This is a genomic window from Streptomyces sp. (assembly GCF_035645055.1).
Lineage (GTDB): Bacteria > Actinomycetota > Actinomycetes > Streptomycetales > Streptomycetaceae > Streptomyces.
This window is the reverse complement of sequence record NZ_DASQNH010000035.1, coordinates 45,238-61,436: the sequence shown is the minus strand read 5'-3', so window position 1 is coordinate 61,436 and position 16,199 is coordinate 45,238. Positions and strand designations below refer to the sequence as shown.

At 73.4% G+C, this 16,199-nt stretch carries 12 protein-coding genes; 10 read left to right on the top strand and 2 right to left on the bottom strand.

The window, feature by feature from the left end:
* The first annotated feature begins 14 nt into the window (after positions 1-14).
* The 5 genes from VE614_RS12005 (at position 15) to VE614_RS11985 (ending at position 8,513) form a co-directional block, all read left to right on the top strand.
* On the top strand, positions 15-3,767 hold the full coding sequence (locus VE614_RS12005; protein WP_324935602.1) for an amino acid adenylation domain-containing protein: 3,753 nt from the start codon (positions 15-17) through the stop codon (positions 3,765-3,767).
* A gap of 119 nt (positions 3,768-3,886) precedes the next feature.
* The gene (locus tag VE614_RS12000) at positions 3,887-5,074 is read left to right on the top strand and encodes an acyl-CoA dehydrogenase family protein (protein ID WP_324935600.1); all 1,188 of its coding nucleotides are present in this window, start codon (positions 3,887-3,889) and stop codon (positions 5,072-5,074) included.
* Between the two features lie 570 nt (positions 5,075-5,644).
* Positions 5,645-7,123 (top strand): glutamate-cysteine ligase family protein, encoded by a 1,479-nt coding sequence (locus tag VE614_RS11995; RefSeq protein WP_324935598.1) that lies wholly within the window; start codon positions 5,645-5,647, stop codon positions 7,121-7,123.
* Positions 7,124-7,459: 336 nt separating this feature from the next.
* Complete coding sequence (locus tag VE614_RS11990; RefSeq protein WP_324935596.1) at positions 7,460-7,822, top strand: hypothetical protein; 363 nt, start codon at positions 7,460-7,462, stop codon at positions 7,820-7,822.
* A gap of 121 nt (positions 7,823-7,943) precedes the next feature.
* Entirely contained in the window at positions 7,944-8,513 is a 570-nt protein-coding gene (locus VE614_RS11985; protein ID WP_324935594.1) for a tellurite resistance TerB family protein, read from the top strand.
* Between the two features lie 33 nt (positions 8,514-8,546).
* Here the strand turns inward: VE614_RS11985 and VE614_RS11980 are convergent, their stop codons facing one another.
* Positions 8,547-9,572, bottom strand: a complete 1,026-nt coding sequence (locus VE614_RS11980) for a GlxA family transcriptional regulator (RefSeq protein WP_324935592.1) — start codon at positions 9,570-9,572, stop codon at positions 8,547-8,549.
* A 126-nt stretch (positions 9,573-9,698) separates the two neighbouring features.
* Between VE614_RS11980 and VE614_RS11975 the strand changes: the two genes are divergently transcribed.
* From VE614_RS11975 to VE614_RS11955, 5 genes are all read left to right on the top strand, one after another.
* Complete coding sequence (locus VE614_RS11975; protein ID WP_324935590.1) at positions 9,699-10,622, top strand: NADP-dependent oxidoreductase; 924 nt, start codon at positions 9,699-9,701, stop codon at positions 10,620-10,622.
* A gap of 484 nt (positions 10,623-11,106) precedes the next feature.
* Positions 11,107-11,619: an SRPBCC family protein gene (locus VE614_RS11970; RefSeq protein WP_324935588.1), complete on the top strand. Its 513-nt coding sequence runs from the start codon at positions 11,107-11,109 to the stop codon at positions 11,617-11,619.
* Positions 11,612-13,231, top strand: a complete 1,620-nt coding sequence (locus VE614_RS11965; RefSeq protein WP_324935586.1) for an NAD(P)/FAD-dependent oxidoreductase — start codon at positions 11,612-11,614, stop codon at positions 13,229-13,231. The genes VE614_RS11970 and VE614_RS11965 overlap by 8 nt, the downstream gene beginning before the upstream one ends.
* Positions 13,232-13,478: 247 nt before the next feature.
* Positions 13,479-14,375 carry an SDR family oxidoreductase gene (locus VE614_RS11960; RefSeq protein ID WP_324935584.1) on the top strand — a complete coding sequence of 299 codons (897 nt, stop codon included), beginning with the start codon at positions 13,479-13,481 and terminating at the stop codon, positions 14,373-14,375.
* A 20-nt stretch (positions 14,376-14,395) separates the two neighbouring features.
* The gene (locus VE614_RS11955; RefSeq protein ID WP_324935582.1) at positions 14,396-14,884 is read left to right on the top strand and encodes an MSMEG_6728 family protein; all 489 of its coding nucleotides are present in this window, start codon (positions 14,396-14,398) and stop codon (positions 14,882-14,884) included.
* An 18-nt stretch (positions 14,885-14,902) separates the two neighbouring features.
* On the opposite strand, the gene VE614_RS11950 is transcribed toward VE614_RS11955, so the two are convergent.
* On the bottom strand, positions 14,903-16,072 hold the full coding sequence (locus VE614_RS11950) for a spore photoproduct lyase family protein (RefSeq protein WP_324935580.1): 1,170 nt from the start codon (positions 16,070-16,072) through the stop codon (positions 14,903-14,905).
* Between the last annotated feature and the right edge of the window lie 127 nt (positions 16,073-16,199).

The window sequence follows — 16,199 nt, the reverse complement described above, 5'->3', positions numbered from 1 at the left end:
CTGGAGCTTCTGGTATGTCCCGCATCGAGACGCCGCTGTCCTTCGGCCAGCAGCGCATCTGGTTCGTCGAGCAGGTAGCGCCGGGCAACGTCGCCTACCTCAACACCGATGTGAGAATCCTCCGCGGCGCGCTCGTGGTGGAGGCGCTGGCCGACGCCGTCCGGACGGTCGTCGACCGGCACGACGCCCTGCGCACCCGGATCACCCCCGCCACCGGCGGCCGGGAGCCCATGCAATGGGTCGAGCCCCGGGCCGGACAGCCGCTCGACGTGGTGGAGATGCCCGCGCAGGACGACCTGTCCACGCAAGCCCTGCGGCCGGTCGTCGAGGACTTCGTACGGGAGGCCGCCGCCCGGCCCTTCGACCTGAGCGCCGAGTCCCCGATGCGCACCCATCTGCTGCGCTGGAGTCCGACGCTGCACGTGCTGGTCGTGATCGGGCACCACATCACCCTCGACGGCTGGTCCCTGACCAACGTCATCGAGGAGATCGCCCTGTTCTACAACCGCGGGGTCGGCGCGACCGACCGGGAACCGCGGGAGGTGACGGTCCAGTACCCCGAGTTCGCGGCCTGGCAGCGGGAGCACTTCGACGAGGACCGGATCCGCGAGGAGGTCGAGTTCTGGCGCGGCTACCTGGACGGCGCCCCCGCGCAGATCGAGCTGCCCTGGGACCGGCCCCGCCCCGAGCGCCGCGACATGACCGGCGCCGTCCTCAACACGATGCTGCCGGACGAGGTGTACGACGCAGCCCGCGGGCTCGCGTCCTCGGCGCGCTGCACGCTGTACATGGTGCTGGCGGCGGCGCTGTCCGTGGTGCTCACCCGGTACTCCGACCAGCGGGACGTGGTGCTGGGCACCCCGGTCGCCGGGCGGACCAGACCGCAGTTCGAGTCCACCGTGGGCCTCTTCCTGAACCTCATCTCCGTCCGCGTCCGGGTCGACGACCAGGCTTCCTTCCTGGAGCTGCTGAAGTCCACCCGCCGTTCCAGCCTGCAGGCGATGCAGCACCAGGAACTCCCCTTCGACCAGGTGCTGCAAGGCCTCTCGGTGGAGCGGCACGACAACGTCTCGCCGATCTTCCAGGTCTCGCTGTCCGTCGCCAACCTGCCCGACCTGCCGTTCGAACTGGCCGGTCTGGAGCCGACCGAGCACATCTGGGTCGAGCTGAGCGGCGCGCGCTACGACCTGACGACCACCTTCGTCCCCGAGGCCGGGCGGCTGCGCCTGCGCCTCCAGTACGACACGGCCCGCTTCGACGAGAGCACCGTGCGCGCCCTGGTGTCGCACCTCGGCCAGGTGCTGCTCCAGGCGGCCGGGGACCCGTCGACCCGGGTGGCGGACCTCGACCTCGCCTCCGCGGAGGAGAAGCGGCGAGTGCTGGAGTTCTCCGGCCTGGGCACCGTAGAGGCGGCGGCCCGCCCCGTGCCGGACGTGCTGACGCGGTTCCGGGACGCCGTGGAGACCTGGCCGGACCGCACCGCCGCCCGCACCGGGGACGACTCCCTGACCTTCCGTCAACTCGATGTGGAGGCAGACCTGTTGGCGGACGCGCTGGCCGCCGAAGGCGTCGGACGCGGTGACGTGGTCGCGCTCCGCCTGCCGCGCGGCCTCGACTTCCTGGCCACCGTCCTCGGCGTGTGGAAGCTGGGCGCCGTCTTCCTCCCGGTCGACGCGACCCACCCGGCGCAGCGCGTCGCGTTCATGCTCGACAACGCGCACGCCGCCCTGATGGTGGCGGACGACGGCGCCGGCGCGCCGACCGACGTGCGCGTGGTCAGCCCCGCCGGCCTGCGCGAGCGCGCGGACCGCACGCGGGCCGCGCGCCCGGAGCCCGACTCCGACACGGCCGCGTACATCATGTACACCTCGGGGTCCACGGGCGATCCGAAGGGTGTGTCCGTCTCCCGCACCGCGCTGTCCGCCTTCTGCGCGGGAGCGGTCGACCTGCTCGGGATGACCCCGCGGGACGTCTCCCTCAGCCTGACCACCACCTCGTTCGACATCTCCCTGCTCGAGTACCTGGTCCCGCTGCTGGCCGGCGCCTCGGTCCACCTGCTCGAAGAGGGCGCGACCAGTCCGGCGGCGGTCCGGCGCGCGCTGACGGCGACACCCCCGGTCACCTGCGTCGGCGGCACCCCCACGGTGTGGAAGTCCCTGCGCGACGCGGGAGTCGAGGTCGCGGACGGAACCAGGCTGATGCTCGGCGGCGAGCCGCTGCCCGGCGAGTTCGCCGCCTACCTGGACGGGCGCGGGCTGTCCTACTGGAACTTCTACGGCCCGACCGAGGCCACGGTCTACTGCACCGTCCAGACGTCCGACGGGGACGCGCGGGACAGGGCCGCCGGCGTCGAGGCGTCCTCCTGCGTAGGAGCCCCGTTCGGCCTCAACCGCGCCTATGTGCTGGACGCGTCGTACCGGCCCTGCCCGGTCAACGTGCCCGGTGAGATCTGGCTCGCCGGCCCCCAGGTGGCGCAGGGCTACGTCGGCCAGCCGGAACTGACCATGAGCCGCTTCCCGCTGGACCGGATCGCGGCCGACGGCTACCGCCGTTACCGCACCGGCGACGCCGGACGCTGGGACGCCGAGGGCCGGCTGCGCTTCCTGGGCCGCCTCGACACCCAGGTCAAGGTGCGCGGCTTCCGGGTCGAACTGGAGGAGATCGAGCGGCGGCTGCGGGAGTGCCCCGGCGTCGCCGACGCCGTGGTCGGCGTGGACCCGGACACCGGTGACCGGCTGATCGCCGGGCTCATCCCCGAGGGCGAGGCGGTACCGGAGGCGGCCGGGCTGCGCGAACGGCTCGCCGAGACCCTGCCCGACTACATGATCCCGTCCCTCTACACGACCTTGACCAGTCTGCCGATGTCGGCGAGCGGGAAGCTCGACCGCCGGCGCCTCGGCGTGAGCACCGAGCCGGCCCCCGCGGCCGACGACCTGGACGGCGGCTCCCCGCACGAGCAGCTGGTCCGCGGGGTGTTCCGCGATCTACTGGAGCGCGAGGACATCGGGCGCGACTCCAACTTCTTCGAGCTGGGCGGGCATTCGCTGCTGGCGGTCCAGATGGTGCTGCGGTTCCAGGACATGTTCGGCGTCTCCCTGGAGACCAACGAGGTCTTCCGGCATCCGACCCCGCGCACCTTCGCCGAGCGGCTCGGCCGCCCCGACTTCGTGCGGGAACCCGCCGTACCGCTGCGCACCGCGGGCGGTGAGCCCACGGTGATCTGCCTGCCGCCGCTCAGCGGCACGGTGTGGAGCTTCGTGCAGCTGCTGCCCTACCTGCCGAAGCACATGCCGGTGCACGGCGTCCTGTCGCCCACCCTGGAGAGCGACGGCCGCTCCGCCGACCCGGCCGTCCTGCTGGACGAGTTCGTGTCCGCCGTGGAGGGCGTCGACGTGCTGGGCCCGATCGTGCTCGTCGGCTGGTCCATCGGCGCGGCACTGGCGCCGAGCGTCGCCGCCGAACTCCAGGACCGCGGCTACGAGGTCGAGCACGTGGTGATGTTCGACGCGGCCGACGTGGACCACGGCCGGCTGCCCGGCATCGGCGACGGCCCGTCCGACACCCACCCGCGGCTCCCCTGCGGACTCACCCACTTCCTCGCCTCGGACCGGGCCGCCACCGGCGACGAGCGACGCTGGGAGGACCTGTTCAAAGGCGAGGCGGACACCATCGGGACGACCGCCCCGCACCTGCGCATGCTGGACCCCGGCCACCTGACGGAATCCGGGCCCCGACTGCGCGAACGCCTCATGGAACTCGGTGGCTGACCGCCCACCGGGGCGCCCGGCCACCCGGCTCGGCCCCTCCCCGGCGCGCATCCTCATGCCCGCCGCCGACACCGGCAGACGAAAGACGTCACAGACGCCATGACCGAAGAGAAGACGCCATGACCGAAGAGCTGAAGGACGCCCCGGAGGATCTGAGCCTGCGCGAACGGGTCGCCGCCGCAGTGGAGACGGCCCGCGCGCACGCCGGGGACGTGGACAGCGAGGGCCGCTTCCCCGCCGAGGCCGTCGCCGCGCTGAAGCGCTACCGGCTCCTCGCCCCCGAACCTGTACCCGGCGAGGGCCTGTGGACCGCGCCGCAGATCGTCGCGGTCGCCAACGCGCTGGGCCGCGCCTGCGCCTCCACCGGCATGATCTGGGCGATGCACCAGGGCCAGATCCAGGCGGTCGCGCGGCAGCCGAGGACCAGCCCCACCGTGCGGAAGTTCCTCGACTCCGCGTGGGCGGAACAGCCCCTCGTGGCCAGCCTGATGTCGGAGGTCGGCGCCGCCAGCCCCCGCGAGAGCCGGGCCTACTGCCGTGCGGACGCGGACGGCGGCGCCCTCACCATCGACAAGAACGTCTCCGTCTCCTCCTACCTCCGGCAGGCCGACGCGGGCCTGGTCGTGGCCCGGCGGTCGGCCGACGACCCCGCCACCGACGCCGCCCTGGTACTGGTGCACCGCGACGACCTGACCGTGTCGCAGTGGCGCGACTGGCAGGCGCTCGGCATGCGCGGGACGGCCAGCGGCGGCGGCCGGGTGCGGGCCCGGACGGACCGCGACGCCCTCCTGGAGGAGACGTTCGGCGAGGCCTCGGCCCGCGTCATCATGCCGCTGTCGAACCTCGGCTGGGCGGCGTGCTGGCTCGGCATCGCCGAGTCCGCGTTCGCCATCGCGCAGGACGCCTTCCGGCGGCAGCAGGGCCGGGCCGCGCCGGACATGCTGACGGCCCGCACCATGCGGCTGGGGCGGGCGTCGGACGCCCTCGACGAACTGGCGGAGCAGATCCGCTCCATCGCCGCCGAGTACGACGCCCTGGGGGGCGCCACCAGCGACGCCATGGTGCGCCGGTCGAACGCGCTGCGTCTGACGGCCGCCGCCCGGGCGAACGAGAGCGTGCTGGACTCCTTCCAGGTCATCGGCGTGGACGCCTACCGGGAGCCCTCGACGAGCAAGTGGAGCCTGAGCCGCCAGATACGCGATGTGCTGTCCGCCCGCGTCATGATCAGCGAGGACCGGATCCGGCTGGGCAGCGGCGGACTCGCCCAACTGCCCCGCAGGAGCGGCCTGGAGGACGCGCTCGGCTGAGCGGGGACGGGTGCGCGCCCGCCCCGATCCGGCGCCTGCCCCCCATGCGCCGCCTGTCCTGGACGTGCCGCTCCGCCGGCCGCCGGATCTCCGCGCGCCGGCAGCGCCAGCCGGGCTGGGCGGTGACGCGGGTGCCGTCGGTCCGGCAGAACGGGTCGGGGAGTTCGGCGTTGGCGGTGAGCTGCCCCGGGGCGGGCACCGGGCAGCCGGCCCCGTCGTCCTCACCGACGGGGGCGAGTCGTCCGCTCATGATCATGCTGTTCCGGCACATCCGCGAGGAGCGCGGGCGCGACGGTGACCGACGGTGTCCGGGAGGCGCTGGGCCGCCCCGCGCGCGACTTCGCGGAGTATGTCGCCCGGACCGACTTCGACGCCCACCTGGAAGCCGTCTCCTGACCGCGCCGTCCTCGTCGTGACCCGCCCGCCCCGCCGCTTTCCCACCAGCGGCGCCTCCGCGTCGCCGCGCGGGTGAGCGGAGGGCGCGGCGACCGGTGGCGTCGGTGGTTCGTCCGGCGGGGGAGTGGGACTCTGAAGGTAGGGATCCGCGCCGAGGAGACTCGGGAGGGCGGTATGGGACGGGACGTCCCGGCGATGGCGTTCACCCGCGAGGACCGTCGCCAGTTCCGGCACAAGATGCACGAGTGTCTCGACGTGTTCGCGCGGATGCTGCGCGAGTCGCGGTTCGACTTCGAGCGGCCGCAGGTCGGCCTGGAGATCGAACTCAACCTCGTGGACGCCACCGGCGAGCCCGCGATGCGCAGCTCGGAGGTCCTGGAGGTGATCGCCGATCCCTTCTGGTCGAGCGAGCTGGGCCGGTTCAACCTGGAGATCAATATCGCGCCGCGGCGGCTCACAGCGGGCGGCCCCGACTCCTGGGAGCGGGAGATCCGGGACGCGCTCAACCACGCCGAGGAGAAGGCCGCGGCGATCGGCGCGCATCTCGTCATGGTCGGGAGCCTGCCGACGCTGGAGCAGAAGGACGTCGGCCTGGCCGCACTGTCCGAGAACCCGAGGTATCACCTGCTGAACGAGCAGATCTTCGCCGCCCGCGGCGAGGACCTGCTGATCTCGATCGACGGCGTCGAGCGGCTGGAGACCTACGCGGACACGATCACCCCGGAAGCGGCGTGCACCAGCACCCAGTTCCACCTCCAGGTGTCCCCGGACGAGTTCGCCCCCTACTGGAACGCCGCCCAGGCCATCGCGGGCGTCCAGGTGGCGCTGGCGGCGAACTCCCCGTTCCTGTTCGGCAAGGAGCTGTGGCGCGAGACGCGGCTCCCGCTGTTCGAGCAGGCCACCGACACCCGGCCGGACGAGATCAAGGTGCAGGGAGTGCGGCCCCGGGTGTGGTTCGGCGAGCGCTGGATCACCACCGTCTTCGACCTCTTCGAGGAGAACGTACGGTACTTCCCGGCGCTGCTCCCGCTGTGTGAGGACGAGGAACCGCAGGCGATGCTCGACCGCGGCGACATCCCCTCACTCGCCGAGCTGACCCTCCACAACGGCACGATCTACCGCTGGAACCGCCCGGTCTACGCCGTCGTCGACGGCGTGCCGCATCTACGGGTGGAGAACCGGGTGCTGCCCGCGGGCCCCACGGTGGCCGACATCCTGTCGAACGGCGCCTTCTACTACGGGCTCACCCGCGCCCTGGTCGACGAGGACCGGCCGGTGTGGTCGCGCATGTCCTTCTCGGTCGCGGAGCACAACCTGCACGCCGCGGCACGGCACGGGATCGACGCACAGCTGTACTGGCCGGGGATGGGCGAGGTCCCGGTGACGGAACTGGTGCTGCGACGCCTGCTGCCCCTGGCGCATCGCGGGCTGGAGCAGGCGGGCATGGACGCGGTCTGGCGGGAGCCGCTGCTGGGGGTCGTCGAACAGCGGTGTGTCAGCGGCCGCAACGGCGCGGTGTGGCAGGCGGAGATGTTCCACCACCTCCACGACCTGTCCCGTCTGAGCCGGCACGAGGCGCTGCGGCGGATGACCCAGCAGTACGTCGACTACATGCACCTGAACGCTCCCGCGCACACCTGGCCGGTCGAGTGACGGGAACCGGCCCGATGCCCGGCCGTGGTGCTTTCAAGACCTGACATGTCATTCCCCCTGCGCACGGCCGCCACCTGGGGTTACCCGCACATGTTCACTTGTCGAACCTGTAATGGTTGAGCGGTCACCTCCGTCGTCGAGCCGGGAGATTCGGTATCTGCGCTGGTGGTGGGCGGACCTGCATGGCGGGTGACGGCTGACCGGAAGCGTGATCACCATCTTGGGTGTGCGCGTCACGCCGTGCGATCGTGCGACCGCTGAACACGAAGCCGACCTCTGACGTCGCCTGTGTTCAAGAGTTGACCTACCTGATTCACGGCAGAAAGGCGATCAGCCATGCGGATGGGGACACGGATGCGAATGGGGGCACTCGTCGCGGTACGGGTGCGGACACGGGGACTTCGGCACTGGGCCGGCGCCGGCCTGGGTGCAGCGCTCGCCCTCTCACCCCTGACGACCGGCTCGGCGTCCGCCGCCTCGACGGCCGCGGAGCCCGCGCCCTCCTGCGTGAGCATGTACGAAAGCTGGCGCTACACCCAGGCGGCGAACGGCTGCGGGACGGCGCTCACCCTCAAGGTCGTCTACCAGGACGGAGCCGAGGGACTGTGCCACACCGTGTCCGACGGCAATGTCACCACGATCGGTGAGGGATATCTCGGCTCGCACGGGCACGCCCGGCACATCGCCCTGTGCGTCTGAGGGGGATGGCTGGAGGGCCGCCCCTCACGGGCGGGGAACCTCACGGCTCCCGGAAGCGTTCATCCGGCGTACGGCGTACCGACGACCGCGACGAACAGCGACAGAAGCCGAGGTAGCACCAGTGGCGATGTGGGACCGGATCAAGGACCAGGCCAAGAACCTGCAGCAGACGCAGGGCGCTCGCGGGACGAGCGGCGGGCAGGGGCCGCACGGCGGGCAGGGCCACGGGACGGGCTCCTCCTCCGGAGGCACGAAGGCCCAGCTGATCGGACTGTTCAAGACCCAGCTGGCCTCGGTGAAGACCGAGTTGAAGAGCGGTGCCTACCGGGACGCCAGCATGGCGATGTGCGCTCTGGTGGCCGTGGCCGACGGCCAGGTGGAACCGGCGGAGCGGCAGCGCGTCGAGGAGCTGATCGTCACCAACGAGGTGCTGCAGAACTTCCCGGCCGACCAGCTCCGCCAGCGGTTCAACCAGCACGTGGACCGGCTGCTCGGCAACTTCGAGGCGGGCAGGGCCGAGGCGCTCCAGGTCATCGCCAAGGCCGCGAAGAAGCCCGCGGAGGCCCGCGCGGTGATCCAGACCGGCATCGTGGTCGCCGGTGCGGACGGGCACTTCGACATGTCCGAGCAGTACGCGGTCCGCGAGGCCTGCGGCGCTCTTGGCCTCTCCCCGGCGGAGTTCGGTATCTGAGTGCCCGTGGCCGGGGAGGCCCCGGCGGTGTCGTCAGGCCTGGGCGCTGAAGGTGCGCCGGTAGGCGGCGGGGGAGATCCCGAGGGCCGTCCTCATGTGTGCGCGCAGGGAGTTGGCGGAGCCGAAGCCGGCCCGGTGCGCGACCAGGTCGACCGGCCAGTCCGTGGTCTCCAGCAACTGCTTGGCCAGCTCCAGGCGTTGCGCGGTGAGCCACTGCACCGGGGTCATCCCGACCTCGTCGCGGAAACGCCGGGTGAAGGAGCGCAGGCTCATCCGGGCGTGCTCGGCGAGTCGGGCGAGTGTCAGCGGCTCGCCGAGGTGTTCCAGCGCCCAGGCCCGGGTGGCGGTGGTGCTGGCGACGGTGGGTTCGGGCACGGGACGGTCGATGTACTGCGCCTGCCCGCCGTCCCGCCAGGGCGGTACCACACACATCCGGGCCGCCCGGTTGGCGGCGGCGGCGCCGTGGTCCCGCCGGATCATGTGCAGGCACAGATCGACGCCGGCGGCCACGCCCGCGGAGGTCAGCACGTCGCCGTCGTCGACGAACAGCACCTCCTCGTCGACCTTGACCAGGGGATAGGCGCTGCGGAACTCCGGGGCGAGGTTCCAGTGAGTGGTGGCCGGCCGACCGTCGAGCAGCCCGGCGGCGGCGAGCACATAGGAGCCGGAGCAGATGGACACCAGCCGGGTGCCGGGCCGGATACGGGCGATGGCCGCGGTGACCTCGCGCGGCAGCGGACCGCCGCGGCCCAGCTCGGGCATGGCATGCGTGGGCGGGATGATCACGGTGTCCGCGTCGGCCAGGGCCTCGGGGCCGGCCGCGGGCCGCAGGGTGAAACCGGCATCGCTGAGCACCGGCGCGCCGTCGGCGGTGCAGACGGTGACCTCGTACAGCGGGCGGCCGTCGGAGTCCTCGACACCGCCGAAGACGCGGGAGGGGATGCCCAGCTCGAAGGGCGGCACCCCGGGAAGGGCCAGCACCGCGATCCGGTGCCGGCGAGGCGGGTCCCCGGCTCGCTCCCGTGTCTCCTCCGGCGCCCGGCGCCGCACTGTGCTCATGGCCAGATCCTGTCACATGGTGACCGCACGGCCAACACCATGGCCGGCCGGGGTACCGCATCGTGGACCGTGTCGCCGGGAACCTCCCGGCGGCGAGCCGATCGAGACGGAAACGAGGCAGCCGGCATGCGTGCGGTGGTCGTGGAGCAGTGGGGCGGACCCGAGACCCTTGTCGAACGTGAGGTCGAACGGCCGGAGCCGGGACTGAACGAGATCCTGGTGCGGGTACACGCGGCCGGGGTCAACCCGGTCGACTGGAAGACGCGCGCCAGCGGCGCCCTCATCGAGTGGGGCGCGGTGCCGGTGGTCGGCTGGGACGTGTCCGGCACGGTCGAGTCCGTCGGGCCCGGCGTGGGAATCTTCCGTCCCGGTGACGAGGTCTTCGGGATGCCTCTCTTCCCGCGCCAGGCGGGCGGATACGCCGAGTACGTGGTGGCGCCCGCCCGGCACTTCGCGCCCAAGCCCGCGGGCCTGACGCACGTGGAGGCCGCGGCGCTCCCGCTGGCCGCCCTGACCGCCTGGCAGGCCCTGGTGGACGCGGCGGACGTGCGCCCGGGCGAGCGGGTGCTGGTGCACGCGGCGGCCGGCGGGGTCGGTCACTTCGCGGTGCAGATCGCCAAGGCTCGCGGCGCCCACGTCATCGGCACGGCCAGCGCCGCCAAGCACGACCTGGTGCGGGAGCTGGGCGCGGACGAGGTGATCGACTACCGCGCCGTGCGGTTCGAGGACGCCGTGTCCGACGTCGACGTGGTGCTGGACGGGCTCGGCGGGGAGACCGCCGAGCGCTCCCTGCGGGTACTGCGCTCCGGTGGCCGGCTGATCACCCTGCCCGGCCCGGACGACGTCCCCGCCGCCCGGGACGGGGTCCGGGCCGCGTGGGTGCTGGTCGAGCCGGACCACCTGGGCCTGCGCGAGATCGCCGCCCTGGTGGACCGGGGCGCCCTGAAGCCGGTGGTCGAGACGGTCCTGCCGCTGGAGGACGCCGCGAAGGCGCACAGGATCGGCGAGCTGGGCCGCACCACCGGCAAGATCGTCCTGACGGTCGCCTGACCTCCGCCGGCGGCGCTCCAGCCGGCCCGCACCGCCACCGGCCGTGCACATCGGAGTCGACGGTGTTCCGGTGACCGTGAACACGGACGACCCCGAGGTCGTCCGTTCCCTCATCGAGACACTCCGCGCCGCGGACCCGGATCCCGGCGCGGGACCGGACGACCACCACGGTGTCCACCGGCGGTTCGGCCGGGACGGGGGTGAAGAACTCCACGGTGCCGCCGACCACCGGGCGGCGTTCGCCGAGAGCGAGCAGGACGACCCGGCCGCCGGCCCGCGCCCGGCGTTCGCCGAGCAGGGAACGGTCGGCATCGCCGAGGATGACCCTCAGCCGCACCTCCGCCGGCTCCCGGCGGGCCGGAGCGTCCCGACTCCCGCGCGAGCACGGCGGAGGGGAGCCGAGCGACCGGCTCCCGTTTCACCTCGGCGGGGAGGGGCACTCCGCGATGTCGGACGCGCGTAACCGAGCCGGGGAGAGAACACCATGGCGGTGCGGCACTGTCTCATCAAGACCAGCCCGGGAACGGTATGGGCCGTTCTCGCCGACGGGACCCGCTACGCGGACTGGGTGGTGGGCACGGCGACCTCGCGGCCCATCAGAGGCCGATGGCCGCAGGTGGACGCGGCGATCGGCTACGAGGTGCGGATCGGGCCGGTCGGGCTGACCAACGAGACAGTGGTACGGCGCTGCGAGGAGGGGACCGTCCTGGAGCTGGAGGCGAAGGCCGGCTGGCTGGGCACCGCCAGAATCGCCATCGAGCTGCGGCCCTGGGGAGAGGACTGCCTCGTCATCGTGGACGAGCACCCGCTGCGCGGCGCGGGCGGCCTGCTGCACAACGTGGGCACGGAGACGCTGATCCAGCTGCGCCACCGCGCCATGCTGGCCCGTCTCGCCCGGCTCTGCGAGGCCGAGGGCCGCTCCGGGGCAGAGGAGACCGCACAAGGGCGGGAGGCGCGGACGGGGGTGGGCGCGCCGCCCGGAGACGATCATGCCTGACGCGGTGGTCGTCGGAGCCGGGCCGAACGGACTGGTCGCGGCGAATCTGCTGGCCGACGCGGGCTGGAGCGTGACGGTCCTGGAGGAGCAGGACGAGGCCGGTGGAGCCGTACGACACGACCGAGGTGTCGACCCCGAGTTCGTCAACGACCTGTTCAGCTCCTTCTACCCACTGGCCGCGGCCTCCCCGGTCCTGGCGGGCCTGCGCCTGCAGGACCACGGCCTGCGCTGGAGCCACGCGCCACACGTGCTGGCCCACCCGCTGAGCGACGGCCGCTGCGCCGTCCTGGACCGCGACCTCGGCGTCACGGCCGCCTCCCTGGACGCCTTCGCGCCCGGGGACGGTGCCGCCTGGCGCCGGCTGCACGACGTGTGGCAACGCGTCCGCGGGGAACTGCTGGACGCCCTGTTCACCCCTTTTCCCCCGGTGCGGGCCGGTGCCCGCCTCGCCGTGCGGCTGCGTGCCGCGGGCGGGCTGCGGCTCGCCCGGAGTCTGCTGCTGCCGGTGCGGCGCCTGGGCGAGGAGGAGTTCCGCGGGGCGGGCGGCCGGCTGCTGCTCGCGGGCAACGCCCTGCACGCCGACCTGGCACCCGAGGCGGCCGGCAGCGGCGGCTTCGGCTGGCTGCTGTCCATGCTCGGGCAGACGTACGGGTTCCCCGCCCCGGTGGGCGGCGCGGGTGCCCTCACCACCGCCCTGACCCGGCGGCTGCTCGCCCTGGGCGGCACCCTGCGCTGCGGGCACCGGGTCGAGGAGATCGTCGTCCGCGGCGGGCGGGCCGTCGGGGTGCGGACGGCCGGCGGGGAGGCGGTCCAAGCCCGGCGGGCGGTCCTCGCGGACGTGTCCGTGCCCGCCCTGTACGGCGCCCTGCTCCGCCCGGAGCACCTGCCCGGCCAGTTGCTGGAGGACCTGCGGCGCTTCCAGTGGGACTTCGCGACCTTCAAGGTGGACTGGGCACTCGACGGGCCGGTGCCCTGGCGGGCCGAGCAGGCGGCGCGGGCCGGCACCGTGCATCTCGCGGACGGCGTGGACGAGCTGACCAGGTTCGCCGCGCAGATCGCCATGCGGCAGGTCCCGGACCGCCCCTTCGCCCTGTTCGGCCAGATGACGACCGCCGATCCCGCACGGTCGCCGAAGGGCACCGAGTCGGCGTGGGCCTACACCCACGTGCCGCTCGACGCCGCCTCGGACGCGGGCGGCGAGGGACTGACCGGCGCCTGGGGCCCGGACGAGCAGGAGATCATGGCCGACCGGGTCGAACGGCAGGTGGAACGGTTCGCTCCAGGCTTCCGCTCCCTGATCCGCGCCCGCCGCGTCCTCGCCCCGCCGACGCTGGAGGCGCTCGACGCCAACCTGCACCACGGCGCCGTCAACGGCGGCACCACCTCCCTCCACCAGCAGCTGGTCTTCCGGCCGCTCCCCGGCACCGGGCGGCCCGAGACCCCCGTCGCCGGGCTGTACCTGGCGTCCGCGGGAGCCCATCCGGGCGGCGGCGTACACGGCGCTCCCGGCGCCAACGCCGCCCGCGCGGCCCTGCGCCGCCGCCTCCCGCCCGGCCGGGCACGCGCCCAGCGGATCCTGGCCCGCCGCGACCGCACGGGCCGCGGACGATGACCGGCCCGCGCCGCGCACCGACGGCCCGAGTGCGGGCCCCCACGCGGCCGTATCCGTGCCGCGGCGGCAGGTGTTCCGGAAAGCCCGGCCAGCCGGGACCGGACGCGTCGCCGGCGACGACCGGCCCGCGCCCGGCGTCGACGGTCCGATCCCGGGTCTGTACGCGGCGCCACTCGTGCCCCCGCGGCAGGTACTCCGGGAATCCCGGCCTCCCGCCGGGACACCACGACGAGGGGAGACGACCCCCATGACGTACGCCCCACTCGTGAACCGCACCGTCGTCGTCACCGGAGCCGCCCGTGGGCTGGGTGCGGCCCTGGCCCGGGACCTGGCCGGGCGCGGCGCCCGGCTCGCCCTGCTCGGGCACGAGCAGGACGCCCTGGAAGCGGTGGCCCGGTCGCTGCCGGTCCCGGCGGTGGTCCACGAGGTCGACATCACCGACGGCGCGGAACTGCGCCGCGCCGCCCGGCGGGTACGGGCCGGGCTGGGACCCGCCTCGGCCGTCGTCGCGAACGCGGGGATCGCGGAGGGCGGCCCCTTCGTCACCTCGGACCCGGACCGCTGGCGCCGCGTGGTCGACGTCAACCTCACCGGAAGCGCCCAGACGGCCCGGACGTTCCTGCCGGACCTGCGGGAGACCGCCGGGTACTACCTCCAGGTCGGCTCGCTGGCCTCCTTCGGCGCCGCCCCCATGATGAGTGCCTACTGCGCCTCCAAGGCGGGCGTGGAGGCCTTCGCCCACTCGCTGGGGGCCGAGGAGGCGCACCACGGGGTGGCCGTCGGCATCGCCTACGTGAACTGGACGGACACCGACATGATCCGCGACGCCGACCACTACCCGGTCCTGCGGGAGCTGCGCGGCCACATGCCACCGCCCGCGCGCCGCGTGTACCCGGCGGAACTGGTCGCCGCCCGGCTCGGCCACGCCGTCGAACGCCGCCGCACCGCCGTGTACGTGCCCGCCTGGCTGCGTCTGGCCCAGGTGACGCGAGCGGCGCTGCCGCCCGTGGTGCTGCGGGTGTCGCGGCGGCATCTGCCGATGCTGGAGGCCGGGCCCGCGTTCGGCGCCACCGGCCCGCTGGGGGCCGGCGGCCACGCCGATGAGGCCGCCGCGCATACGGACCCCGGGCGCCCGCCCGGCTGACGGAAGGGAGGCGTTGACGGATGCAGACGTTCCTGCCCGACCCCGACTTCCGGCAGACGGCTCTGCTCCTGGACCGGCGCCGGCTGGGCAAGCAGCGGGTCGAGGCGCTTCAGGTGCTGCGCGGCCTGACCGTCCCCGGCTATGGCTGGCGCCGGCATCCGGCCGTACGGATGTGGTCCGGGTACGAGGAGGCGCTCGTGCGGTACGGACTGGAGATCTGCCGTGCCTGGCGGGAGCAGGGCCACCAGGACAGCTGTGCCGCCTCCCTGGTCGCGGGGCTGGCCGCGTACCGGCCGGGCCTGGCGGTGCGCCACCAGGAGGAGCTGGCGGCCGCCGGCGAGCTGCCGCCCTGGCTCGGCGACGAGGCGTTCCACGAGAGCCACCGCTCGGCCCTCGTCCGCAAGGACCGGGACGTGTACGCCGCTCTGTTTCCCGGGGTTCCGGACGACCTGCCCTATGTGTGGCCGACGTCGGACCGTGAGCCGCGACAGGCGCCCGCCGGCCGGTAACGGCGGCCGGCGGCCAGGTCAGAAGGCGTAGCGGACGTTCAGCCAGGGGGCGTACCGGCCGATCAGGGCGCGGAGTTCCTCCACGGCCCGCGCCTTGACGTCGTTGCGGTAGCGGACGTTGAGCGCGCCGTTCTCGGAGCGCTTGGCCTGCTGGATGTCGGGTCGCCACAGGACGTCCTCGGCGCGAGGGTGCCAGCCGAGGTTGACCTCGTGCAGGTCCCGGTTGTGCGTCAGCATGATCACCTCGGCGGCGGCCTGCCGCTTCACCCGCTGCGGCAGCACGTCGTCGAGCTGCCGCAGCAGTTCCGTCCAGGCGTCCTGCCAGCCGGGGCGGACGACCACGGGAGAGAGGTTGAAGTGCACCTCGTACCCGGCGTCCAGGAAGTCCGCGGCGGCACGGATGCGCTCGGCGACGGGTGAGGTGCGCACGTCCAGCAGCCGGGAGTCGTCCGCCGGCATCACCGAGAAGCGGATCCGGGTGCGGCCCCGCGGGTCCAGGGCGAGCAGGTCCGGATTGACGAACTTGGTGGCGAACGACGCCTTGGCGGTGGGCCACTGCCGGAAGGCGCGCACGAGGTCGGCGGTGTTGTCGCAGATCAGGGCATCCACCGAGCAGTCGCCGTTTTCGCCGATGTCGTACACCCAGGACTCGGCGTCGCACTGGTTCGGCTCGGCCTTGGGCCCCTGGCGGGCCACGTGCCGGGCGAGGTGGGCGATGATCCGCTCGATGTTGGTGAAGACGGTGACGGGATTGGCGTATCCCTTGCGGCGGGGCACATAGCAGTAGGCGCAGGCCATGGCGCAGCCGTTGGACGGCCCGGGGGCGATCCAGTCGGCGGACCGGCCGTTGGGGCGGGTGGTGAGGGTCTTCTTCTCGCCCAGGACCAGGGTCTCTCCCTTGACGCGGACCCAGCGCTCGACGTTGCCCTCGTTGCCGTGCAGTCCGGGGATGCGCCAGTGCGAGTCCACGGTGATCACGCGGGCCTCGGGGAACCGGGCGATGATCTGCCGGCCGCGCGGGGAGGCGGCCGCCGCGGGCTCGGCGTGGATCTCCCGCACGGGCAGCAGACGGCGGGCCGCGGGGGAGTCCCGGAACGACGGGCCCTCGCCGGCCGAGGCGGGAACGAGCGCGTCGAGCCCGAACAAGGCTCCGGAGTCGTCGTCCGGGGCGGTGGACGCGTGGTGCATGAGTGGCTCCGGTGCGGTGGTACGAGAGGACTCGGGACGGACCCTCGCCTTCCACTCTAGGGCCAGGGCGAGGCTCCTCCATGCTGGACAATGTTCAGGGAAGCACCGGACGCCATCCGGTGGCGGC